The sequence below is a fragment of the Novosphingobium colocasiae genome (assembly GCF_014652555.1).
Taxonomy (GTDB): domain Bacteria; phylum Pseudomonadota; class Alphaproteobacteria; order Sphingomonadales; family Sphingomonadaceae; genus Novosphingobium; species Novosphingobium colocasiae.
Map to the genome: position 1 here is coordinate 258,301 of NZ_BMZA01000003.1, position 23,292 is coordinate 281,592.

At 66.4% G+C, this 23,292-nt stretch carries 18 protein-coding genes; 9 read left to right on the forward strand and 9 right to left on the reverse strand.

The features are described 5' to 3' along the window. Both bcsD and IE122_RS07450 read left to right on the forward strand, forming a co-directional pair. Positions 1–468, forward strand: a complete 468-nt coding sequence (gene bcsD / locus IE122_RS07445) for a cellulose biosynthesis protein BcsD (protein WP_189620552.1) — start codon at positions 1–3, stop codon at positions 466–468. After that, positions 458–1,462: a family 8 glycosyl hydrolase gene (locus tag IE122_RS07450; RefSeq protein WP_189620495.1), complete on the forward strand. Its 1,005-nt coding sequence runs from the start codon at positions 458–460 to the stop codon at positions 1,460–1,462. The genes bcsD and IE122_RS07450 overlap by 11 nt, the downstream gene beginning before the upstream one ends. 165 nt (positions 1,463–1,627) lie before the next feature. Here IE122_RS07450 and ggt read toward each other — a convergent pair whose 3' ends face one another. Further along, on the reverse strand, positions 1,628–3,457 hold the full coding sequence (gene ggt, locus IE122_RS07455; RefSeq protein ID WP_189620497.1) for a gamma-glutamyltransferase: 1,830 nt from the start codon (positions 3,455–3,457) through the stop codon (positions 1,628–1,630). Between the two features lie 79 nt (positions 3,458–3,536). On the opposite strand from ggt, the gene IE122_RS07460 reads away from it, so the two are divergent. The 4 genes from IE122_RS07460 to IE122_RS07475 all read left to right on the forward strand — a co-directional run bounded on the left by IE122_RS07460 (position 3,537) and on the right by IE122_RS07475 (position 8,584). Continuing rightward, positions 3,537–4,649 carry a GGDEF domain-containing protein gene (locus tag IE122_RS07460; protein ID WP_229813875.1) on the forward strand — a complete coding sequence of 371 codons (1,113 nt, stop codon included), beginning with the start codon at positions 3,537–3,539 and terminating at the stop codon, positions 4,647–4,649. 66 nt (positions 4,650–4,715) lie between these two features. Next, the gene (locus IE122_RS07465) at positions 4,716–6,377 is read left to right on the forward strand and encodes a bifunctional glycosyltransferase family 2/GtrA family protein (protein WP_189620498.1); all 1,662 of its coding nucleotides are present in this window, start codon (positions 4,716–4,718) and stop codon (positions 6,375–6,377) included. After that, positions 6,370–7,419 carry a Gfo/Idh/MocA family protein gene (locus IE122_RS07470; RefSeq protein WP_189620501.1) on the forward strand — a complete coding sequence of 350 codons (1,050 nt, stop codon included), beginning with the start codon at positions 6,370–6,372 and terminating at the stop codon, positions 7,417–7,419. The genes IE122_RS07465 and IE122_RS07470 overlap by 8 nt, the downstream gene beginning before the upstream one ends. Positions 7,420–7,471: 52 nt before the next feature. After that, positions 7,472–8,584, forward strand: a complete 1,113-nt coding sequence (locus IE122_RS07475; RefSeq protein WP_189620503.1) for a glycosyltransferase family 4 protein — start codon at positions 7,472–7,474, stop codon at positions 8,582–8,584. Here the strand turns inward: IE122_RS07475 and IE122_RS07480 are convergent. Genes IE122_RS07480 through IE122_RS07505 form a run of 6 tightly spaced genes read right to left on the reverse strand, consistent with a single transcriptional unit; the run spans position 8,568 to position 13,518 of the window. Continuing rightward, the gene (locus IE122_RS07480) at positions 8,568–9,071 is read right to left on the reverse strand and encodes a hypothetical protein (RefSeq protein ID WP_189620506.1); all 504 of its coding nucleotides are present in this window, start codon (positions 9,069–9,071) and stop codon (positions 8,568–8,570) included. The genes IE122_RS07475 and IE122_RS07480 overlap by 17 nt on opposite strands. After that, positions 9,068–10,240 carry a phosphotransferase family protein gene (locus IE122_RS07485; RefSeq protein ID WP_189620507.1) on the reverse strand — a complete coding sequence of 391 codons (1,173 nt, stop codon included), beginning with the start codon at positions 10,238–10,240 and terminating at the stop codon, positions 9,068–9,070. The genes IE122_RS07480 and IE122_RS07485 overlap by 4 nt, the downstream gene beginning before the upstream one ends. Positions 10,241–10,258: 18 nt before the next feature. Further along, a complete protein-coding gene (locus IE122_RS07490) occupies positions 10,259–11,047 on the reverse strand; it encodes an enoyl-CoA hydratase/isomerase family protein (RefSeq protein WP_189620508.1) in 789 nt (262 codons plus the stop codon). Next, a complete protein-coding gene (locus tag IE122_RS07495; protein ID WP_189620510.1) occupies positions 11,044–11,760 on the reverse strand; it encodes an NAD(P)H-dependent oxidoreductase in 717 nt (238 codons plus the stop codon). The genes IE122_RS07490 and IE122_RS07495 overlap by 4 nt, the downstream gene beginning before the upstream one ends. Beyond that, positions 11,757–12,299, reverse strand: a complete 543-nt coding sequence (locus IE122_RS07500) for a hypothetical protein (RefSeq protein WP_189620512.1) — start codon at positions 12,297–12,299, stop codon at positions 11,757–11,759. Before IE122_RS07500 ends, IE122_RS07495 begins: the two co-directional genes overlap by 4 nt. Continuing rightward, complete coding sequence (locus IE122_RS07505; RefSeq protein WP_189620513.1) at positions 12,289–13,518, reverse strand: phosphotransferase family protein; 1,230 nt, start codon at positions 13,516–13,518, stop codon at positions 12,289–12,291. Before IE122_RS07505 ends, IE122_RS07500 begins: the two co-directional genes overlap by 11 nt. A 164-nt stretch (positions 13,519–13,682) precedes the next feature. On the opposite strand from IE122_RS07505, the gene IE122_RS07510 reads away from it, so the two are divergent. From IE122_RS07510 to IE122_RS07520, 3 genes are all read left to right on the forward strand, one after another. Then, positions 13,683–14,363, forward strand: a complete 681-nt coding sequence (locus IE122_RS07510) for a TetR/AcrR family transcriptional regulator (RefSeq protein WP_189620515.1) — start codon at positions 13,683–13,685, stop codon at positions 14,361–14,363. A gap of 238 nt (positions 14,364–14,601) precedes the next feature. Next, a complete protein-coding gene (locus IE122_RS07515; protein ID WP_189620517.1) occupies positions 14,602–16,707 on the forward strand; it encodes a TonB-dependent siderophore receptor in 2,106 nt (701 codons plus the stop codon). A 137-nt stretch (positions 16,708–16,844) separates the two neighbouring features. Continuing rightward, positions 16,845–18,164, forward strand: a complete 1,320-nt coding sequence (locus IE122_RS07520; RefSeq protein WP_189620518.1) for a PepSY-associated TM helix domain-containing protein — start codon at positions 16,845–16,847, stop codon at positions 18,162–18,164. Between the two features lie 71 nt (positions 18,165–18,235). Here IE122_RS07520 and IE122_RS07525 read toward each other — a convergent pair whose 3' ends face one another. After that, entirely contained in the window at positions 18,236–20,698 is a 2,463-nt protein-coding gene (locus IE122_RS07525) for a TonB-dependent receptor (RefSeq protein ID WP_189620520.1), read from the reverse strand. Positions 20,699–20,842: 144 nt separating this feature from the next. Next, complete coding sequence (locus IE122_RS07530) at positions 20,843–23,131, reverse strand: molybdopterin-dependent oxidoreductase (RefSeq protein WP_189620522.1); 2,289 nt, start codon at positions 23,129–23,131, stop codon at positions 20,843–20,845. Positions 23,132–23,292: the final 161 nt, after the last annotated feature.

Sequence of the window (23,292 nt, forward strand, 5' to 3'; positions counted from 1 at the left end):
ATGCAGGCTTTCCAGACCGCCGGCCGCGCCGGCCATGGCGCGGCCCGGCAGGATTTCATCCCGGGCCTCTGCCTGCTGACCGGCCTGACCGCCAGCGAAGTCGGTGAGGCACTGCCGGCCGCGCAGGCCCGCGGGTTCTACCTCGCGATCGGCCGGCGGCTGGCGGCGCTCGAACCGCTCGACGGGGTGAGCGACGTCGCCGGGCTGTGCGCCCGCGCCAACGCCTTCTGGCAGGCGCTCGGCTGGGGCGAGGTCGATATCGAGGCGGGCGACCATGCGATCATCGTGCGCCACAACCAGCCGCCCATCGGCGTGCCGGGTTGCGACGGGCCGCACTGGCGCGCGGCGCTCTCGGCGCTGCTCGAAGGGGCGTGGGATGCCTGGTTCCGGACGCTGGGGAGCGGGCCGGCGCTGGTGACGACGGGGCAATGGCAAGGGGAATGTCTCGAGCTGCGCCATGGCCGTTGACCGGCGCAGTTTCACCATCGGCCTGATGTTCGCGCTGACCGCCGCCTGCAACGCGGGCTCGCAGGGCAAGGCGGTGGCACCCACCGGCGGCTGGTGGCCGTTCTATCGCCAGCGCTTCCTGCTGCCCGAAGGGCGGATCGTCGATACCGGCAATCACGGCATCAGCCACAGCGAAGGGCAGGGCTATGCCATGGTGCTGGCGGCCAACGCCGGGGATCGGGAGGCTTTCGACCTCATGGCCGGCTGGACCGAGCGCACGCTGGGCCGCAGCGACATGGCGCTCCATTCCTGGCGCTACGATCCCGCGTCAGCCAATCCGGTGTCCGATCCCAACAATGCGACGGATGGCGATATCCTGATCGCCTGGGCGCTGGGGCTGGCGGCGCGCCGCTGGGGCGATTCGCGCTATGCCGCGCGCGGGCAGGCTATCCGGGCCGCGGTGCGCGGGCACTGCGTGGCGCAGCGGTATGGCCGCGCGGCGCTGATCCCGGGCCTCGTCGGGTTCGATAGCCCGCAGGCGCTCACGCTCAACCCCTCGTACTATGTCTGGCCGGCGCTGGACCAGTTCCTGGAAGATGACGGCAAGGCGGTCTGGGGTCCGGTGATCGCCGACGGCGCAGCGCTGATTCGCCTGTCGCGCTTCGGCCCCGATCACCTGCCGACCGATTGGGTGGACCTGACGGCGCGCGATGCCGTGGCCCCGGCGCGCGACCGGCCGCCGCGCTTCGGCTTCGATGCGCTGCGCGTGGCGCTTTATGCCGCCATGGCGAACCGCGCCGCGCTGGCTGCCCCGATCGGGGCGTTCTGGCGGGCGCGGCTGGCTGCCGGCAAGCCGATCCCGGCGTGGATCGACGTGGTGACCGCCGAAGAAGCGCCCTATCCGCTGTCCAGCGGCGGCGCGGCGATCGTCGCCCGGCTGCTCGGCACGCAGGCACCCGCGCAACTGGCCGACGATTACTATTCCGCCTCGCTGCAGATGCTGGCGGCGGGGTAGGGCGGGACGGCGTTTGATCGCGCTATTTACTCCTCCACCCTTCAGGGGGGAGGTTGGGAGGGGGGTATACGACCCGTGGCATCGACGCGCTGCCTGACGGCATCGCTCCCCCGGCCCCGCCTCGCCGGGGCGGGGAGATGCGCTGTCGATACAGTAACCTTGGTATCAATATCCCGCCGCAAGGCCGGCGGGGCGGCGGACGTCGTTCGCGCCTTCGATCGTGCCCGTCGCCGGATCGACCAGGATCGCCTCGTCCGCGCCCCAGCCGGGCTGCTCCACCAGCTTGTGCCCGCGCGCTTCCAGTTCCGCGCGGACCGGATCGGTCAGGTAGCCGTGGTGGAACGCGATCTGATCCGGCAGCCACTGGTGGTGGAAGCGCGGCGCATCGACGGCGGCCTGCATGTTCATCCCGAAATCGACGACATTGACGATGGATTGCAGCACCGTGGTGATGATCGTCGATCCGCCCGGGCTGCCGGTGATCATGAACACCTTGCCGTCCTTGGTAACGATCGTCGGGGTCATCGAACTCAGCGGTCGTTTGCCCGGCGCGATGGCATTGGCCGCGCCCTGCACCAGCCCGAACCCGTTAGGCACGCCCGGCTTGGCGGTGAAATCATCCATCTCGTTGTTGAGGAAGAACCCGGTCTTGCCCGCGATCAGCCCCGATCCGAACAGGTAATTGATCGTATAGGTCACGCTGACCGCATTCCCCGATGCGTCGAGCACCGAATAATGGGTGGTGTGATCGCCCTCCTGCGCCGGTACGCCGCCCTTTACTTCGGAAGATGGCGTCGCCTTGTCCATGCGGATGCGCGCGCGGATGGCGGCGGCGCGAGCCGGCGAAATCAGCGCCTCGACCGGGTTGTTGACGAAGGCCGGATCGCCCAGGCTCTCGTTCCGGTCGGCAAAGGCGAAGCGTTCGGCCTCGGCCATGACGTGCGTGGCATCGGCCGATCCATAGCCCCACTGCGCCAGCGGATAAGGCTCGATCACCTGCAGGATCTCGCACAGCGTCGTGCCCCCCGAACTGGGCGGCGGCGGGGCGATGATGCCGAGGCCGCGATAGCCGCAGGTCACCGGCTTGTCCCAGCGCACGGTGTATTCGGCAAAGTCGCGCGTGGTCAGCAGCCCGCCGCCGGCCTTGCTGGCATCGGCGACTGCCTGCGCGATGGGGCCCTTGTAGAAGGCGTCCGGCCCGCCCTTGGCGATGGCTTCCAGCGTTGCCGCCAGGTCCGCCTGCACCAGCCGCTCGCCCGCTGCATAAGTCCGCCCGCCCTTGAGGAACGCGGCGGCGGCACCGGGCGTGCGCGCGAACTTGTCCGCCGAGCGCGCCATGATCGCGACATCGCCTTCGGTCAGCACGAAACCATCGCGCGCCAGCCGGATTGCCGGGGCCATCACCTTGGCGAGCGGCAGCGTGCCATAGCGTTGCAGCGCTTCGGCCAGCCCCATGACCGTCCCCGGGGTTGCCACCGCGTTCCAGCTATCGGTGCTGGCGCCCTTGATGACGTTGCCGGCCGCATCCTGGAACATCGTCGCGGTGGCCGCCAACGGTGCGCGTTCGCGGAAATCGAGGAACAGGGTGCGCCCGTCCGCCAGCCGCGCGGTCAGGAAGCCGCCGCCGCCGATATTGCCGCAACACGGATCGACCACCGCCAGCGCAAACCCCACCGCCACCGCCGCGTCCACCGCGTTGCCGCCCCGGCGCAGCACGTCGAGGCCGATCTCGGTCGCCAGATGCTGGTTCGTCACCACCATCGCGTGAGCCGCCCGCACCGGCGGGGCATCGCGCCACGCGTCGGTCTGCGATCCGGTCAGGTCGATGGCCGATTGCGCGGCAGGAGGGGGGGGCGGTGGCGTTGACGCGACTTGCGCCGATCCGCCGGAACAGCCGGCCAGCAGGATGGTCACCCCGGCAAGCAAGGCTGCGAGCGGGCGGCGCGGCGGTGTGGAAGCGGAAAATTCAAACGATTGTGTAGCGTGTGCGGTCATCGTCACGATTTCTCAACTTTTCCCGACCAAGGCAATCATTGCAGTATTGTAAGTCTGGCGCACGCAAGAAGGAAACATTTTGGCAACCGGTTCCCAGGAATCCCTGACTGACCGTGTTTACGTGGAGCTGGTCCGCAGCCTCTACCAGAATGTCGCGCCCGCCGTGGTCATGGGGGCGGCGTTCCTGTTCGATTTCTGGCTGTTCTATCGCGCCGCGCCCAGCCCGGCGCTGATGGCGACCGGGGTCGCCGCGCTTGTCGCCAGCGCCGCCCGGATCGTGGTGACCGTCGCCGGGCGGGAGCGGGCGCTGACCGCCATGCTTACCCGGGACGAAGCCCGCACGATCGAGGGCACGTTCGCGCTGCCCTACCTCGGGTTTGCCCTGATGCTTGGACTGTTCGGCCTGTTCGCGTTTCGCGCGCCGCTGCCGCAGGTCCACATGGTCACCATCTGCCTGCTGGTGGCCTACTGCGCCGGGGTCGCCACCGGTTGCGGCCTGCGCCCGCGTATCGCCCTGCCGAGCATGGCGCTGGCCGTAGCCCCGGCCATGGCGGCGGCGATCCTGCGCGCGGATGCGGCCTACGTCGGGCTGGCAGGGATTACTCTGGCGTTTCTCGTCGCCGGAATGCGCAGCGTCCTGGTGCGCTGCGCATTCGATACCGCCGCCACCGGCCAGCGCCTCGCTTCGATCTCGCTGGCTCGGCGCGACGTTTTGACGACGCTGCCGAACCGCCTCGCGCTCAACGAATACTTCACCGAGAACGCGCGGCTGGTCTCGCGCCATGGCCTGATCGCGGTGCATTACCTCGATCTGGACGGGTTCAAGCCGGTCAACGATCGCTTCGGCCACCCGGTCGGCGATCAGGTGCTCCAGGCTGTGGCAGAGCGGCTGCGCGGCGCGGTGCGCCACGGCGATCTGGTGGCGCGGATGGGCGGCGATGAATTCGTCGTCATCCAGTTCGGCCTCGGCCACGCCTCCGAAGCGGAACTGCTTGCCCGCCGCATCAGCGCCACGATCGAGAAGCCGTTCGTGATCGCCGACGCGGTGATCGCCATCAGTACCAGCATCGGCACGGTGGTCAGCCAGGGTATGGAACGCACCCTCGACGACCTGCTGCGCGAGGCCGACGACCGCCTCTACCAGGCCAAGCGCGCACGCGGGCCCGAGAGTGCGCTGCCGCTCAGCGCCTGAGGGATAACGAAAAATTTACCCTTTTGGTTAACATCTGCTCGGGGACATTCCGGGGGTTTCGTATTCATGAGCGTGGTGCAATCGTTCGGCGCGGAGGCGGACAGCCGGGAACTGGCGGTGTCGATCGTCATGCCGTGCCTGAACGAAGCGGTTTCGCTGCGCCACTGCATCGCTAACGCGCAGACCGCGCTGGACCTGATCGCCGCCCGCTATGGCCTCGCCGGCGAGATCGTGATCGCTGACAACGGCTCGACCGACGGCTCGCAGGATATCGCGACGGCGCTGGGCGCACGGGTCGTGCCGGTGGCGCGGCGTGGCTATGGCGCAGCGCTGATCGGCGGATTCGATGCCGCCTTCGGGCGCTTCCTGGTCATGGGCGATGCCGACGGCAGCTACGATTTCACCGATTGCGTCGCCATGATCGGCCGGCTGATCGACGGCGCGGATTTGTGCATGGGGTCGCGCTTCCAGGGCGGGATCGCGCGCGGCGCGATGCCGTGGAAGAACCGCTATATCGGCAATCCGGTGCTGACCGGCATCCTAAACCTGTTTTTCCGTTCGGGCATCGGCGATGCCCACTGCGGCCTGCGCGCCATCCGCCGCGACGCCTATGACCGGCTGCGGCTGGAAGGCGAAGGCATGGAATTCGCCAGCGAGATGGTGATCAAGGCGGCCCTGTCGCGGCTGCGGATCGATGAAGTGCCGGCCACGCTTTCCCCCGACCTGCGCGATCGCCCGCCGCACTTGCGTCCGTGGCGCGACGGCTGGCGGCACTTGCGCTATCTGCTGATGCTGAGCCCGACCTGGCTGTTCGGGGTTCCGGCGCTGGCAGCGATGCTGCTGGCCTGCGTGATCTTCGCGATGGCCGGCCTGCACCAGACCGGGCTGCTTTCGGGCCCTCAGCACATCGGCACCGGCTGGACGATCCTCGCCGGTTTCCTGCTGACCAGCGGGCATTTTTGCGCCGTCATGGCGCTGGCGACGCACCTCTACGGCGTGCGCGAAGGGTACCGGCCGCTGCGTCCGGGCCTTGCCCGCTGGGCGCATGTGATGGTGCTGGAAAATGCGCTGCTGGCCGGGCTCGGGCTGATCGGCATCGCCGCACTGGGGCTGGGCGCGATTGCGCTGCGCTGGTCTGTCGGCGGTTTCGCGGCATTGCCGTCAGTGCTCCCGCTGACCCTCGCCGCCGCCACCGGCGCGCTGGGTGTGCAGACGCTGATGGGCGGCTTCCTGCTGGCGATCATCGGTGGCCACGATGCGCGGTTCGTCGCGGCACCGGTGCAAACGGCATCGTCCGGTAGGGTGCGCGGCCTCGTCGCGCACTTGCGCCGGTCACCGCGATACACTGCCGTGGCGGTTGCCTGCTTTGTGCTCCATAACGCGATCATGATCGGGCTGGATCATCTTGGCTTCCACTATGCCCTGTGCCTTGTCGGCAGCGCGGTGGTGCTGACCCCGGCGGGCTATGTCCTGCAAAGCCGGTTCACCTTCCGCGAGACGATGCGCTGGGCCAGCTTTTGCCGTTATGGTGCCGCGCTGGTAACCAATTATCCGGTGTCGCTGGCGGTCCTGTGGTTGCTGCGCGATGTGCTGGCATTGCCAATGACGCTCGCCGCGCCGATCGGCGCTGTGGTGCTGTTTTTCTGGAATTACGCTACCAGTTCGTGGGCGCTGGCGACCTCGCGCCGCAACGCTACGCTTGCCGCAGGGGCCGCGGCCCATGGCTGAGCCGCTGCGGATTGCCGTAGTCGGCCTGGGCTGGGTGGGGCAGGCGCGCCACCTGCCCAGCCTCTTTGCATCAGACCGCTTCCGCCTCGTCGGCGTGATCGACCGGCGCGAAGGCCGCGCGGCCGAGGTCGCGGCGCGTTACAAAGGGGTGCGATCCGCCACCGCCTCGCGGCTGGCCGATGTGCCGTGGATGGATGAGGTCGATGCGATCTCGGTCGCCACCGCGCCGATGGCCCACCACGACCTCGTCTGCGAGGCGCTGGCGCGCGGCCTGCACGTCATTACCGAAAAGCCCTTCGCGATGTCGCCCGTCGAAGGCGAGGCGATGGTCCACGCTGCCGCAGCCGCGCAGCGCACGCTTGCGGTGGTCCACAATTTCCAGTTCGCCCGCTCGATGAAGCGCCTGCATGCCGATCTGGCATCCGGCCGGATCGGCGCACTGCGATCGATCCGCGCGGTGCAGGTCGGCAATCCCGGTCGGCGGCTGCCGACGTGGTACGAGGATCTGCCGCTGGGGCTATTCTATGATGAAAGCCCGCATCTGCTTTATCTGCTCGCCAGCGTGGTCGGCCCGCTCGGTCTGGTCAAGGCGGTCAGCCGCGAGAGCCGCAAGGGCCTGAACACGCCCGATCAGGTCGATGCGTGGTTTGCCGCGCAGGGCACCGATATCCCGATCACGCTGTCGTGCAACTTCGAATCGAGCCTCTCCGAATGGTACCTGATGGTCCACGGCGAACACGGCGTCGGCGTGGTCGATGTGTTCCGCGACATCTACCTGCGCCTGCGCAATGACGGCGCGCACGGGACGGCGGACGTGATCCGCACCAGCCTTTCCGCCACGGCGCAGCACTGGTGGCAGCATATCGCCAGCGGCATCCCCCATCTCACCGGTCGCCTGCGCTATGGTAACGACGAAGTGTTCGATCGTTTCGCCCGTGCAGCGAGGGGAGAGGCGGGCGCGGCTGCGCCGATCGACGCGGCGGCGGCGCTGCGCACACTCGCGCTCCAGCATTCTGTCATAGAAACAAGGGACCGGGTGTGAACTCGGGCGTCGCGGCCCGCCCGCCCGGCCTCGGGTCTTGGTGGGCGGCTTCGTGCGCCTCCTGACCGTCAGCCATTTCTACGAAAGCCACGGCGGCGGCATCGAGCGCGTGGCGGCGCACTTGTGCCGGGCGTTCTCAGGGCAGGGGCACAAGGCGGTCTGGGCAGCCAGCAGCGCCGATGCTGTGCCTGCAGATATCGCCACGGTCCCGCTTGCATGCCGTGATCCGCTGGAACGGCTGACCGGGCTGCCGATGCCGCTGCCGGGCCCGCGCGCCCTGCGCGATCTGGCGCGGGCGATCGACGATGCCGATGCGGTGATCGTCCACGACGCTCTCTACGTCACCTCCATCGCGGCGCTGGTCATGGCGCGGCGGCGGGGCAAGCGGGTGGTGCTGGTCCAGCACATCGCCGCGATCCCGTTCGCCTCGCGTCTGATGCGCGGGGTGATGGCGCTGGCCAATCTGATGGTGACGCGGCCGATGCTGGCGGCGGCGGACGAAGTGGTGTTCATTTCCGACACGGTGCGGCAGGCGCTGCTGGGCAGCCCGCCCCGCCGCAGCGCTCATCTTGCCTTCAATGGCGTGGACCATGCGATTTTCAACGCCGCCGGACCGGTGGCCCAGCCCGGCCCGTCCGGCGCGAAGCGGGTGCTTTTCGCGGGCCGCTACGTCGCCAAGAAGGGCCTGGCGGTGCTGCGGGCCTGCGCGCAGGCACGGCCGGACTGGCAGTTCGTGCTGGCCGGATCAGGCCCCCTGCGGCCTGCGGACTGGGGACTGGCCAACGTGACCGACCTTGGCCCGCAAAGCCCGCAGGCGCTGGCGGCGCTCTATCGCGGTGCTGATGTGCTGCTGTTGCCCAGCGTCGGCGAAGGGTACCCGCTGGTGATCCAGGAGGCGATGGCCTGCGGCCTGCCGGTGGTCTGCGGTGCGCCGGCCCAGCTTGCGGACCCGGCCGCCGGCAAATGGCTCGCCGGTGCCGCGATCGACCTTGCCCGCCCCGATGCATCGGCGCAGGCCTGCATCGCCGCCATCGAAACCCTGGCCGTCGATGAAGCGGCGCGGGTGGCAATGGCGGACTATGCGTCGCGCACTTATTCCTGGCCGGTCATGGCTGCGAGGCTGGCTGCACTCGCTGCCGGCGCGCCCCTCAAATCAGCTCGGTAACCGGCGGCAGTTCGGCCGGTTTGGGGTCGAAGCCTGCCGCCACGAACCAACTGCGCGAGCGCAGCGACTGGCGGCGCGAGAAGGTGAGGACGGCGCGGTCTATCGCGCGGCGATAGCCCGGTGCGCCATCCCCGGCGACGGCGCGCAGCAGGTCTTCCAGTGCCTTGCCGACGCGGTGGTAGAACAGGCGATCGTCATCGGTGGCGGCGCGATCGGTCAGCACCTGTCCAAGCCGCGCGGCGGCGGCGAGGGTCTGCGGGCCGCCGTCCGCTTCGGGCAGGTCCTGCGCGGTCGCGACCAGATCGGCGACGCAGGCACCATGGTAGGCGGTCAGCAGCGGCAGGTGCTCCAACAGCATGCGCAATTGCGCCACCGTGACCCCGCACTGCTCCACCGCCAGGAGGTTGCCGGTATCGACCGCCGGGATGATGACGCGCTCCAGCGTGTGGATCACGCTTTGCAGCCGGATGGCGGGATCTGGCGTCATCCGATTTCTCCTTCAAGCAGGTTGCACAGGGTATCGCTCATCCCCGCCGTCACCGAGGCGAGGAAGCCGAGCAGCGCGCTCTGGTGATTGGTGCCGTCGCGCGCGGCGATGATCGACGAGGTGTGGTTCATGGTGATCAGCTTGTAGCTGGTCATGACCTGATACCATTTGAGCGTGGCGGGATCGATGCGTCGGCCGGTCTTGGCCTGATAGGTGTCGAACAGGCGGCTGACCGGGAACATCGATCCGATCATCAGTTCGCCATCAGGCTGGACCGATCCGAACAGCGGTTCGAGGCTATAGGCCAGGTCCTCGTGGAAATCGCCGATATGGGTCAGTTCCCAGTCGAGCATCGCGGTGATCCGCAGGGTGCTCTCGTCGAACAGGAAATTGCCCAGTCGCCAGTCACCGTGGAGCAGGATGGGGTCGGCGCAGACCGGCAGGTGATCGTACAGCCAGGTCTCGGCCAGCGTCAGCAGCGGCAGCGAATCGATCTCTTCGAGTTCGCGCACCTTGGTCCAGTAATTGACCTGCCATAGCGCGGCGTCGGTCGTGCCGGGGCGGGGCATGGCGAAATCTTCGAGCGCGGCGGTCGCCAGATCGGTGGCGTGGGTTTCGATCAGGCAATCGATAAACTGCGGGGTCAGCGCTTCGGACACCCGGTCGCCCATGGTCGCGCCAAGGCCGGACGGACCCGAAGCACCGTCTGACGGCTTGGTGACGCCGCCGACGAAACCGGTAATCATCAGCGGCTGACCCATCGCGGCACCATCATCGACGCACAGCACCGGCGGTACCGGGGCCCGCCCGGCCATGGCCCGCAGGACCTGACCCTCGCGCCGGCGGCAGGTCTCGATGATCCCCTCGCGCGGGTCCATGCGCAGCACGCAGCGGGCGAATTCGTCCGGCCGGTCGCCTTCGACGTCGAACACGAACTGTTCTTTCGACGCGCCGCCGCCCAGCCGGCGCACGCCGGTGGCACGCAGGTTCAGCCCGCGCTGGCGGAACAGTTCGGCCAGCCCGGCCTCGATCTCAGGGGCGCTGCGCGGGACGTAAGGGCCTTGTTTACGCCGTTCCTGCTTGTCGAGCAGCAGTTCGAGCAGGCGTGGCTCGATCGCCTCGTGATCGGGGCGCGAGGTGGCGGAAGGGGATGGGGAGATCGTCTGCACTGGGTGTCCTTCGAAGGTTCAGCGGCCGCGGAAGCGGGGTTTGCGCTTTTCGGCAAAGGCCAGGACACCCTCGCGGGCGTCATCGGTGGTGGCGGCCTTGACCATGGCTTGCGCCTCGGCTTCCAGTTGCGCTTCCATGGCCGCATGGGTGGCCTGGCGCAGCAGCCGGCGCACTTCACCCAACGCCACGGTCGGGCCATCGGCAAGCTGGCGGGCGAGGGCCTGCGCGCGCGGGGCGAGCGCTTCGGGTTCGAGCATCTCGTCCATCAGCCCCGCCTCCAGCGCCTGTGCGCCGGTGAGCGTCTGGTTGAGCAGCATGAACCGGGTAGCCCGGGCAAAGCCCATCCGCCGCGTGCAGGCAAGCGATGCCCCACCGTCACAGGCGAGGCCGATACCGGTGTAGGCATAAACGAACCGCGTGCCGGGCGTGCCGATCACGAAATCCGCGCCCGCCGCGATGGCCACGCCGCCGCCCGCACACACGCCCTGGACTTGTGCCACGATCGGCGCGTCGAGCCGCTGCAGGCGGATCAGGCCGGTGTGAAAATCGCCCGTCCAGCGGCGCATGATCGCCGGCAGTTCATCGATCTGCGGCGCAAAGGTGGAAATGTCGCCGCCATAGCTGAAGGCCGGGCCATCGGCGCGCAGCAGGATCGCGCGGACATCGTCGCGCCCGGCCAGCGCATTGGCCAGATCGTAGAGATCGCGGGAGAATTCGCCGTCGATCGGGTTGCCCAGCTCCGGGCGGGCCAGCGTGATCGCGGCGATGCCGTCGGCGATGTCGAGCGTCAGTGTCCGCGCGGTCATGCGGCGTTCTCCGGGAGGGGGGCGAAGCGATCGTCGAACCGGTTGAGGTCGGGCACGGGCAGCACCGGGCGGCGGTCGATATCGGCGACGGTCCGGCGCAGTTCTTCCAGCAGCGCGGTACGCGCTTCAAGGCTGATATAGGGGACGTTGAAGCCGATAAAAGGATCGAGCACCGTGGTGCCGACATATCCCAGCGTGCCCTGGAACAGGTGGCGCATCATGCCCTGCACCAGTTCGCCATGGAGGCCGCGCTCGCCGAACATGTCGTGCCGTCCGCCCAGGCTCATCGCCGCGAAGCTGCGCTTGCCGGCAAGGCCGCCCTGACCATACACCCGCTTGCCGCCATAGCAGACGCCTGACAGCAGCACCCGGTCGAACCACCCCTTGAGGATCGCCGGCGCGCCGAACCAGTAGATCGGGAAGGTGAACACCAGCATGTCGGCAGCGAGCACCGGTTCCAGTTCGGCGACTATATCGGCTGCCAGCGTGCCGCCCTGGTAATTGTGGCGCTGTTCGAGAGTATAGACCAGCCGGCCCGGGTCGCGGCGATCGCCGAAATCCGCCGGCGAGGCGACCGGGTTGAAGCCCTTGGCGTAAAGATCGGACAGGCTGACTTCATGGCCGTCGGCCGCGAACTGGTCGGCGATCACGGTCTTCATGGCGTTGACGAAGGAATCGCCTTCGCTGTGGGCGTGGACGATATGGACTTTCATGCAGTGATTTCCGTGCTTGCGGGGTAAAGAATGCCGTCCAGCGCGGGCAGCGCTTCGGGTGCGGGATCGAAACCGGTGCCAACCACCCAGCGCCGTTCCAGAAGCGTCTGGGTTTCGGTATGGGTGAGGATCAGCGGCGCGATAGCGGAAAGCCTGGCGGCATCCGCACCGATTTCCTCCACCGCCTGCTCGATGCACGCGCGCATCGCGCCGACCGCCTGCTCCAGTTCGCTGCGCCGCAGGGCCTGGGCCGGGCAGATCGCCTCGACGCGGGCGATCGCCTCGCGCAAGGGTGCGGCGCAGGTGTCCTGCGGCCTGGCGTGCTGCCCCAGCGCATGGCCGAGCGTGGCGAAGGCGTGGGCGTCGTGGATCAGGAACGCTTCCTCGTGCGGGATCTGGTCGCGCACAATGCCGATCGAGCGCAGGATCAGGCCGAGCTGTTCCTGCGCGAAAGAAGCCTCGGCCGGGATCAGCGGGACGATGATGTCTTCGAGCGCCTTGCGGATCGCGGCAAGGCGCAGGCGGGTATCAGGTGCCATGGAGCGTCTCCCGCAGCAGCCGGGCAAGGTTGTGGAGGCACACGTGGCCGAACCCGGCGAGCCAGGAGAGCAGGATGTCCTGATGGCTCTTGCCGCCGGCGGCGCAGCGGATGCCGGTCGCAAGGACGATGATCGCGGACTTCCAGGTGTTCATGATCATGTAGTAATCGATCCGCGCGCGATCGACCGGGAAACCCGAAGCCTGCTCGTAGCGGCGAAAGAACGCCTCGCGCTCGATCAGGCCGCATACCATGAACCGGCCTTGTGCGTCGGTATAGCCGTACCCTTCCTGCAGTGACCAGGCGAGATCCTCATGGTAGTCGCCCAGATGCGCCAGCTCCCAGTCGAGCACGGCCGTTATCGTGCCGCTGTCCGGCTCGAACAGGAAGTTGCCGGGGCGGAAATCGTGGTGGACCAGCGTCACCCGCTCGATCGTTGGCGCGTTGGCGCGCAGCCACTGCGCGGCGAAGCGGATGATCGGGATCGCCTCGATCGAATCTTCCTCCCACACCCGGTCCCACCAGTTGATCGTGCGCAGCACCCCCTCGGCCGAACCTTCGGGCGGCACATCGAAGGCATCGAGCGCGGCGTCGCGCCAGTCGAAGCGGTGGATCGCGGCGAGCATATCGACGAACTGCGGGGCCAGCCGCGCCTGCCATTCCGGCGAGAACCCCGTGCCCAGCCCGGAGACGTTGCCTTCCGACCCGGCGGGCTTGGTCACCCCCGAAACGAAGCCGTTGATCAGCGAAGGGCGACCGAACCATGCGCCATCAGCGTCCACCCAACGGGCAGGAGGCACCGGGATCGTCCCGCGCACCGCGTTCATTACTTCGAACTCGCGCAGCCGGTGGGTTTCCACCACCGATTCGGGCGGTTCGCGCCGCAGCACGTAATCCGTCGGGGCGCTGCCCTGTTCGTGCAGGGTAAAGCGGTACTGCTCCTTCGATGCGCCGCCGCCGAGCGGAGCCACGGCGTGCACTTCGGCTCCGGGGGCATGGACGGCGAAGAACGCGCGCAGTTGCCCGGCCACTTCGGCAAGCGTGCTCGGGCGGTAGGGTGGATCGGCGCGGTTGCGCAGTTTGCGGGTCAGCGCCTCGTCGACCGTGCGTTCGGTGGGGAAGCGGGCCTGAAGCCGGGCAATCCACGCCTCGCTCGGCGTGCTCTTGGGGTCCTGCGCGCCGGCTTCGGCGACCTTCGGCCGTGCAGCGGTCATCACCATTTCCGACATCCTCTAACCCACGGCTTGATCGGCCGTTGTGATTGTGATGTGTAATGCGTTACACTTGATTGTAAAGCAGCTTATGGATTTGCGCGTTGAAATGGCCGGCAAGCGGATATCCGGCCCCGGTTCGCAGCCATTTCCGCGCAGTTGAGAGGATGAGCATGATCCGATCCATCCCCAAGGCGGAGCGCCGGGGCATCATTCTCGATCGCGTCGAGGACCTCATCAACGCGACATCGAGCACCGATTTCACGATGCAGACGCTTGCCGGGCATGTCGGGGTCAGTCCGACCACATTCTACAACATCTTCGGGTCGAAGGGTGCGGTGCTGTACGACCTGCTCAACCGCGGGCTGGACGAGATCATGAGCGGCTGCGACGCGATGCCTTCGCAAGGCGATCCGGTGCGCGATGCGGTAGCGACGATGACGTTTGCGGCCGAATTCTTCGTGCGCAAATCGCGGCTTTACCGGCCGCTCTACAAGTTCCAGCTCGGCGAGCGCGACATGGCGGCGCGGCCGTCCTACCTGACGCGCGGACTCGAGCTGTGGCGCCGCCGCCTCGCCGGGATGATGGAGCTCGGCTACCTGCACGACGATCCCGCCAGCCCCGGCTTCACCCGCCACGACATGGCGCTGGCGCTGCTGTCGCACTCGTCCGGGGTGATCGACCTGTGGGTGCAGGGTGATCTGGATGACGATGCCTTCGTCGCGCGGATGACGCACGACGCGTGGATGCTGGTCCTGGCCGTGGTGCCGGACGCGCGCCGCGCGGCGCTGGCCGAAGAGATCCGCAGCCTGCGCGCCCGTCTCGGCCACTTCGGGTTCGTCACCCCGGCTTAGGCATTGCCCAAGCTCCGCGTCCGTTGTCGCTGAACCCGAATCGCCTCACTTTCTCTGTTGCAAATAAGAATGAGTCGCATTAGCGACACTGGCGCGTCGGGGGCAATCTCCGGGAAAACGCGAAGCCGGCACGCGCGCCGGCGTCCGCCTTTGCGGACCCCTGCCGACGTCGCACGAGCGACGCCGGCGGGTCGGGATAACGGATCGATTGGGCGCAAGCCCGGAACAGGGAATGACAATGAAGCGTGGATACTTGGCCGGAGCTGCGGCGGTTGCATATCTGGCGGTGCTGGTGCCGGCATCACAGGCTGAAGAGGCGGAGGGTGCCGCCGAAACGGCGGCGCGATCGACAATCATCGTGACCGGTGCCCGCCAGACCAACGCATCGGGCACCAAGACCGATACGCCGGTGCTCGAAACGCCGCAGCCGGTCACCGTCATCACCGCCGATACTTACCTGGCGCAGGGTGCGGTCTCGATCTCCGACACATTGAACTATGTCGCGGGCGTCCAGTCCAACCCCTATGGTTCGGACAGCCGGGTGGACGGCGGCTTCATCCGCGGCATCAACCCGATCCAGTTCCGCGACGGCATGCACGATATCTACAGCTACTATGCCAGCATCCGCTCGGACCCTTACAACTTCTCGCGCGTCGAAGTGGTGCGCGGCCCGGCTTCGGTGCTGTTCGGATCAGGCTCGATCGGCGGGCTGCTCAACATGGTGTCCAAGGACCCGCAGTTCAAAAACACGGGCGAATTCTCGCTGCGGTACGGCACGTTCGACCGCAAGGAGGTGCTGGCCGACGTCAACACCGTGCTGACCGATGGCCTGGCAGGCCGGATCGTCGCGCGGGTGCGCGATGCCGGGACGCAGACCGATCACGTCCCTGACGACCGGGTGATGATCGCGCCGTCGCTGCGCTGGCAGCCGACGCCCGATACCGATGTGGAACTGCTGGGCCTCTATCAGGAAGACGACGGCGGATCGACGGCGCAGTTCCTGCCCAATGTGGGCACGATCAAGCCCAATCCCAACGGCAAGCTGGCGAACAGCCTGTTCATCGGCAAGCCCGGCTGGGATCGTTACGACGGACGCCTGCTGCAAGGCACCGGCACGGTCAGCCACCGGTTCAGCGAGGCGGTGCGGATCAACCTCAAGGCCCGCTATATCGACAGCGACCTGACGTACCTGACCCACTATCCGGACAGCTACGGCAACCCCGACAATCCCTATATCGATCCGGACCAGCGCGTGATCGGCCTCTATGCCGACGGCAGCATCGCGCGGATGGAAATCTTCACCACCGACAACAATGTCCAGTTCGATTTCCACACCGGCGATCGGATCAGCCACAAGCTGCTGGCGGGTATCGACTATAGCTGGAACCGCGTGCGCAAGACGGGCGGGTACGGCTATGAATTCATCGATATCTACAATATCGATTATGATGCCCTGTCCAATTACGGCGGCGGCATTCCGACCGCGTCGGACCCGAACTTCGTCGGCGGCAGTTTCGAGGACACCGCGCAGAAGCAGTTGGGCGTCTACGTCCAGGATCAGGTCCGCCTGTACGATCGCGTCTCGGTCGTCGTCGGGGCGCGGCGCGATCACGTCAGCACCCGGGATACCGCAGGGGTGGTGGTGAAGGACAACGCCACCACCTTCCGCGCCGGCATCATCGGCGATGTGCTGCCGTTCCTCTCGCCGTTCTTCAGCTATACCCAGTCGTTCGAGCCGATCTCGGGCTCTGCAAGCGACGGCAACCCGTTCAAGCCCAAGCGCGGGCGGCAGTTCGAAGGCGGGATCAAGCTGCACCCCGACGAGCGCACATTGATCACCGCGACGGCGTTCCATATTCGCGAAAACAACCGCCCGGTCGATGACGCCTCCACCCCCGATCCGTTCGACCAGCGCCAGGCGGGCGCGCTGACATCCAAGGGCTTCGAGATCGAGGCCACCCGCATCCTGCCCGGCGACTTCGAACTGATCGCCAATTACAGCTACACCCGCATCCGCGAGGCCGGCTCCAGGCAGCAGCTTGAGGATGTGGCGAAGCACAACGCGTCGCTGTGGACCACCAAGACGCTGCGGCTGGATGACGATACGGCGGTGCGGCTGGGCAGCGGCGTGCGCTATACCGGCGCGCATGTCTCCGGCAATATCCGCACTCCCGGCTATACGCTGGTCGATGCTCTGGTCGAACTGACCCGCGGGCCGTGGACCCTGGCGGTCAACGCCACCAATCTGTTCGACAAGGAATACTATGCCTCCTGCCTGGGCCGCGGTGACTGTTTCGTCGGTGCCGAGCGGAATGTCTTCGGAACGGTCAGCTACCGGTTCTGACCCGGGAGGTCGCGCGGGCGGTCCGCGTTCGTGGGGCTCGACTTCGCGAGAAGCCTGCATCAGGGGAGCCCGTGCCCGCCCGATGCAGGCAGCCGACCAGTTTCGGTCAGCGCGCGTGCGCCAAAGCTAGGAAAGACATGGCTACTCGATCCGCCCCTGCGCCATCGGCCGTTGCTCCAGCCACCGGGGCAGGCAAGGCCCTGTCGCGCCAGCTCTGGGTGATCCTGCATCGCTGGGCCGGGCTCAGCCTGACGCTGTTCCTGGCGGTGGCCGGCTTCACCGGCATCTTCCTGTCCTGGCTCGACGAACTGGAGGTTGCAACTGCGCCGGAACTGCACCTTGCGGCACCGCCGTCACCCGGCGCACGGCCGATGGACGTGCTGGCGATCCGCGACCAGGTGCTGGCCCGCTATCCCGGTGCCCGGATCAATTTCGTGCCGCTGGATGTGGAGCCGGGGCGCAGCCTGCGACTTCATCTGAGCTGGCCCGATCCGAAGACGGGAATCGAGCAGCCCGGCCCCGGCTGGGATGACCTGTTCCTCGATCCCTATACCGGGCGCGAACTGGGCCGCCGCGAATGGGGCGATATCCGCCAGGGCATGAAGAACCTCATGCCGTTCGTTTATCGGCTGCACTACAGTCTGGCGCTGGGGCCGACGGCGATGCTGGTGTTTGGCGTGGCGGCGCTGATCTGGACGCTCGATTGCTTCGTCGGGTTCTATCTGACCCTGCCGGTGCGCCACAAACCGCCGGCAAGGGGCACGGTCCGGGCGACAGGCAAGACATGGTGGCGGCGCTGGCAGCCAAGCTGGATGGTGCGCTGGCGGGCATCGGGGTACAAACTGAATTTCGATCTGCACCGCGCGGGCGGGCTGTGGCTGTGGCCGCTGCTGCTGGTGTTCGCGTGGTCGAGCGTGTCGTTCAACCTGCCGCAGATCTATGTCCCGGTGATGAAGCAGTTGGGGGCAGAGGACCCGCGCGAAGCGTTCTTTTCGGCAATGCTGCCCCGTCCGCGCGCGCACCCCGCGCTCGGCTTCGAAGCGGCGCTGGCGCGGGGGCAGGTGCTGGCCGGTGAAGAGGCGCGCAAGGCGGGTGTGGCGATGCGCAGCGACGGCGAGACCTATCTGTGGCACTCGCCCGAGATCGGGGCCTATGTCTATGGCTTCACCACCTCGGCCGACATATCGAAGCACGGCGCGGGGACCAGCGTGGCGTTCGACAGCGACACCGGCGCGCTGAAAGCGGTACAGATCCCGACCGGGAGCAACGCCGCCAATACCTTCACCGCCTGGATCGTCGCCCTCCACACCGCGCATGTCCTGGGGACGCCCTGGCGGATCGCCGTCAGCCTGATCGGCGCGGCGGTGACGATGCTGTGCATCACCGGGCTCGTCATCTGGACCCGCAAACGCAGCGGCAGAGCCGGACGATCGCTCCGGCGAAGTGCGGCGACCTGAAAAAAAAAAGGCGCCGCCAGGATTGTCGTCCCGGCGGCGCTACAGGGTTTCCCGTTACGACGGGAGGGGTCTCAATACTTGAACGAGGCGGTGACGCCGTAGGTTGCCGGGCGGCCGATGCCGCGGCTGATGTTGTCCTGCGCCACAGTCACGTTGAGCCAGTAATATTTGTTGGTGCAGTTGTCGCACCAGACGCTCACCGACCATTTGTCCTCCGGCCCGTTGACACCGACGCGGCCACTGAGCAGTCCATAGGACCCGATGACGAACGGATGAACCAGACCCGGCAGCGCGCGATCCTGGGGCAACTCCGGCGCGTTAGGCGGTACGATCGTGTTCGAGCCTCCGAGACTTGCATCGTTGCCTTTGACCCAACGCCAGTTGGCACCGATAAACGGCCGCACCGAACCGACGTCGAACGTGTATTCACCGCCAAGAGCATAGGACCACTCGGGCGTCAGGGGCAGTTCCGAACCAAGGATGGTGCCCTGGTTGCCCACCACGTCATATTCAAGCGGCGAAACCTTGGTGATCTCGCTTTTCAGGTACGTTGCCGAACCCGTCAGTGTCAGCCCCCGGAAGGGAACCGCCGTCACATCGATTTCAGCGCCTTTGACCCTGGACTTCGGAATATTGCGAAGCTGCGGCAGCAGCCCCCACACCGGATCGGCAATGCTGCCCTGAACCTGCTTGTCGCGATACTCGTAAATGAACCCGGCCGCATTCACGATCAGGTGACGTTCGAGCAGTTCCGACTTCGCGCCCACTTCGTAGGCCAGCACCGATTCCTGAGTGACCGGCTGGAGACCGACGTAGCTGGCCGGTGACGCGGTGGGATAGCTGCCTGCCTTGTAGCCCTTCGACACGTTGCCATAGAGCAGCACGTCGTCCGTAACCTTGTAGTCAAGGCCGACACGCCAGGAAGTGTTGTGCTGCTTGAGGGTGTCGTGGAACACCTCGCCCGGAATCAGATCATAATTGTGCGTGAAGCAATCGCCCGGCTGGATATACGTAAACAGGTCCGGGTTTTTGCGCGAACCATCCGGATTGAAGTTATCATTGAACAGGTCGCCCAGAAAGTTGAAGATGTTTGCGATGTTGCCGTCGCCCGCATCCGTTCCGCAAGCGGTGTTCTTGATCTTCGAATCCGTGTAACGCGCACCGGCCTTGGCCGTCAGGCCGGGCGTGATTTCCACTTCCACATTGGCGAACGCAGCGATGTTCTCGATTGCGTTATGGACCTTGATGCCATTCTGGAAGATGCCGGAATTGATGGCGCTGGTGTTGTTGGCATACGATTGTAGCTGATCTTCGTTGATCTTGCTGTTCTCGTAGTTCACGCCAACGACCCAATGCAGCCCCGGATTGTCGGTATTTTCCAGACGGACTTCCTGCGCGAAGCTGTCGATCCGGCCGTCCATCCGGGTCTGGTCCTCGTTCTGGATCGCAGACCCGCTGCGCGATGCGCCCATGTGCTGACGGAAGCGCGCGTAGGACGACAGTGACGTCATCAGCAGCCCGTCGGTCGGACGGAATTCCAGCCGCAGCGAGCCCTGTTGCTGGTTACGGTGGGCATAGAGCCGGGTCGGGGTGGCCTGCTGGATGAACGGGTTGTCCGATGGCCCCACCGGACCGCCCCAGTCCGCAAGGCGCGGATTGCCGCCCGGGATCAGCGGCTGCGTCAGCACCGGATTGCCAAGGTCGGTACCCAGAAGGGTTGGATACGCATAATTGGTAGCAACGAGCGCCAGCGCCAGCGGCTGCGAATTGTCCTTGTTGGCGGCGAGGGTAAGCGTTGCCTTGAGCTTGTCGCTCGGCTCCCAGTCGAAGATCGCGCGACCCGTGTAGTAGGCTTCACGGCCATTGCGGTCATCGGGCCGCGTATAGCTGATCTGCCAGGGGTCCATGGTGTGCGTCATGAACGCGAAGCGCCCGCGCAGCGTGTCGGAAATCGGCCCGCTGATGTGTCCCGACGCCTCGAACATGTTGAAACGACCGTAGGAAATCGATCCGCCTACCTCGAGCTGGTCGGTCGGTTTGTTGGCGATCATGTTGATCGCGCCACCGGTAGAGTTCTGCCCGAACAGCGTGCCTTGCGGACCCTTCAGGACTTCGAGCCGCTGCAGGTCGAACGTCTGGTTCGCGGCCAGCACCGGGAACGCCAGCGGCGCTTCGTCAAGATAGAAGCTGACCGCCGGGTACACGCCGAGCGCGGTCGAGTTGAAGCCGATGCCGCGCAGCGAGAAGATCGGGGTGTTGTAGGCCGAGCGCGCGAAGGTGAGGCTGGGGACGGCGATGGCCAGATCCTCGCCCTTGAACACGCGCTGCTTGGTCAGGTTTTCCGCTGAAAGCACGTTCAGCGTCGCGCCGACATCCATAACGCTTTGCGCGCGCTTCTGGGCGGTAACAACAATTTCGGCGATACCGGAGTTCTCGGTCTCACCAGCGGCCGACTGTGCAAATGTAGTAGCTGGAAAAAGAGTAAGCGCGGCAACCGAGGCGCTAACATATAGCGCCAGCCTTTTATCAGACATCGTATTCTCCCCTGTGGATGGTCTTGTCTAGGAGTGATTCCCGAAATTATATCGGCTTTTATTCTACTCCAGTTTTTCCATGACAAGCGATTTTTGGATTTGGTCTTATAGTTTTTTCGTATGCTGGATGTGTCGCTTGGGTGATCATGCTGATTCCGTGGCAAGTAATTCAACTTCCACCGGAATTTCATTGAGGTTGACGTTGCCCGACGGCGCGTCGAGCAGGGTGTGATCGGCCAGGTGGTTGGAATTGACCCCCGGCCGCGCCTTGGCATGAAGCTGGCCCGGGACGTCTTCGTCGTGGCCCCAGCCATGTGGCAGGCTGACGTTGCCGCGCCGCATCTCGTCGCTGAGGTGGACCGGGACCTCGACCGTGCCGGTCCGCGATCGCACGCGGACCCGCGCACCGTCGGGGATACCGCGTTCGGCCGCGTCGGCGGGGTGCATCAGCAGGACGCACAGCTCCGGCCCCTTGGCGAGCGAGGGGAAGTTGTGCAGCCAGGTGTTGCAGGTGCGCACCTGCCGGCGGCCCATTAGGCGCAGGCTGGCATCGCGTTCGCCGTCAACCCAGGCTTCCAAACGCGCAAGATCGTCGGTTATGACCGTCGGGGCGAGGTCGATCTTGCCGTCGGGCAGATGGAGCACCTTGTCGATCCGGGGCTCCATCGCGCCGAAATCGACGCCGTGCGGCATGGCCTTGAGCCGTTCCAGCGTCAGCCCGTCCGGCCGGTCGCCGAAGTGGTCTCCATAAGCGCCCGATCGCAGCAGCACATCGAGCATCCGGTCCTCGCCCGGCTCGCTGCCGACATGCTGGACGATCTGCTCGAACGAAAGCCCGGCGATCACCGCGTTGCCCTGGTCGCGCAACTGATCGACCAGCATCCGCAGCGCCTGGTCGTCGGCGGCAGCGGCGCTCTGCCCGGTCAGCCGGCCGATCAGTTCGCAGATGATCTCGCTGTCATGCAGCGCTCCGGACGGAGCCTCGAACACGGGCGGTGCATACTTGATGTAGTCGCGCACGGTCAGGAAGGTGAAGAACACCATAAAGTCCGAATGCGACAGGTGCGGCGGGGAGGGCAGGATCACGTCGGCATGACGGGTGGTTTCGTTGATGAAGATATCGAACGAGAGCATGAAATCGAGCTTGCTCATCGCCTGCGACAGCCGCCCGCCGCCATTGGGGCTGGACAGAGCCGGGTTGGCACCCATGGTGACGAGCGCCCGCATCTGGCCTTCACCGGGCGTTTCCATCTCTTCCACCATGAGCGCGGCAGGGAACTGGCCGGCCATCTCGGGCCAGTTGCTCACGCGCGAACGCCAACGGTCGTAAGGGAGCTGCCCGTCGCGGCAGCGGTCGGACATGATGACGCCTTCGAACACGCCTTGCGGGAACATCGGCCCGCCTTCGCGGTCGAGGTTGCCGGTCAGGATGTTGATGGCGTTGATGAGCCAGTTGGTCAGCGACCCGAACCGCTGCATGGCGGAACCGATGCGGCCGTAAAGGCAGGCGCGCGGGGCTGCCGCGATCTCGCGGGCCAGCGTGCGGATGTCCTCTGCGGGGATGCCCACGGCCGGGCCGACCCGTTCGGGAGCGAAGTCCTGCGCCATCGCGCGCAGGGCATCCACGCCCTTGAGAAAGGGGGTGAGATGGCCGGGCTGGACCAGTCCTTCATCGAACAGCGTGCGCACGATCGCCAGCAGCAGCGCGGCATCGCCGCCCGGCTCGATCGACAGATACCAGTCGGCCATGCGCGCGGTTTCGGTCCGGCGCGGATCGATAACCACGACCTTGCCGCCGCGTTCCTGGATCGCCTTCAGTCGCCGGGGCACGCCGGGCGCGGTCATGAAGCTGCCGTTCGATTGCAAAGGGTTCGCGCCGATCAGCACGAAGTAATCGGAGCGGTCGATGTCGGGTACCGGGAACGAAGTGAAGCCGCCGAACATCGACATCGCCGCCAGGAAGTGGGGGTGGCAATCGATGCTGGAGGTCGAATAGATCTGCCTGGTCTGCAGCGCGTTGAGCAGCGGGCCGGTGTAGAACGCGAAGCCGGGAATGTGGGCGATGCTGGTGCCGAAGAACAGGCCAACGGCATCGCGCCCGTGCTCGGCCTGGATCGCCTGCAGACGGTTCGCCGCATAGTCCAGCGCCTCGTCCCAGGACGCCGGTTCAAATTGCCCGTTACGGCGGATCATCGGGCCGGTCAGAACGTCGGAGGCGTGGTGCAGGTCCTTCACCGCCACCGCCTTGGGGCAGACGAAACCCTGGCTTAGCGGGTCCTGCTTGTCGCCGCGTATGCTCACCACTTTGCCGGCGGTGTGATCGAAGGTGACTTCGGTCGCGCAGTTCTGTTCGCAGAAAGGGCAGATGCGGCCGTGGACGCGGATATCTGCGGATTGCCCGGCCTGGGGGGCGGTGCCGGGGGATGCGGTCATCTTGGTGTCTCCGCCAGGGTGACGCACGCGTGTGCGGCGCGCATGCGCATCAGGATTTCATGGTCTCCACGATCCATCGCCCGGTCTTCCTTCCATATTGTTTTAGGGGTTGTGGGGATTTAGGATTCCCATTTTGTCGGAGATGTGATTCACGCTCTGGA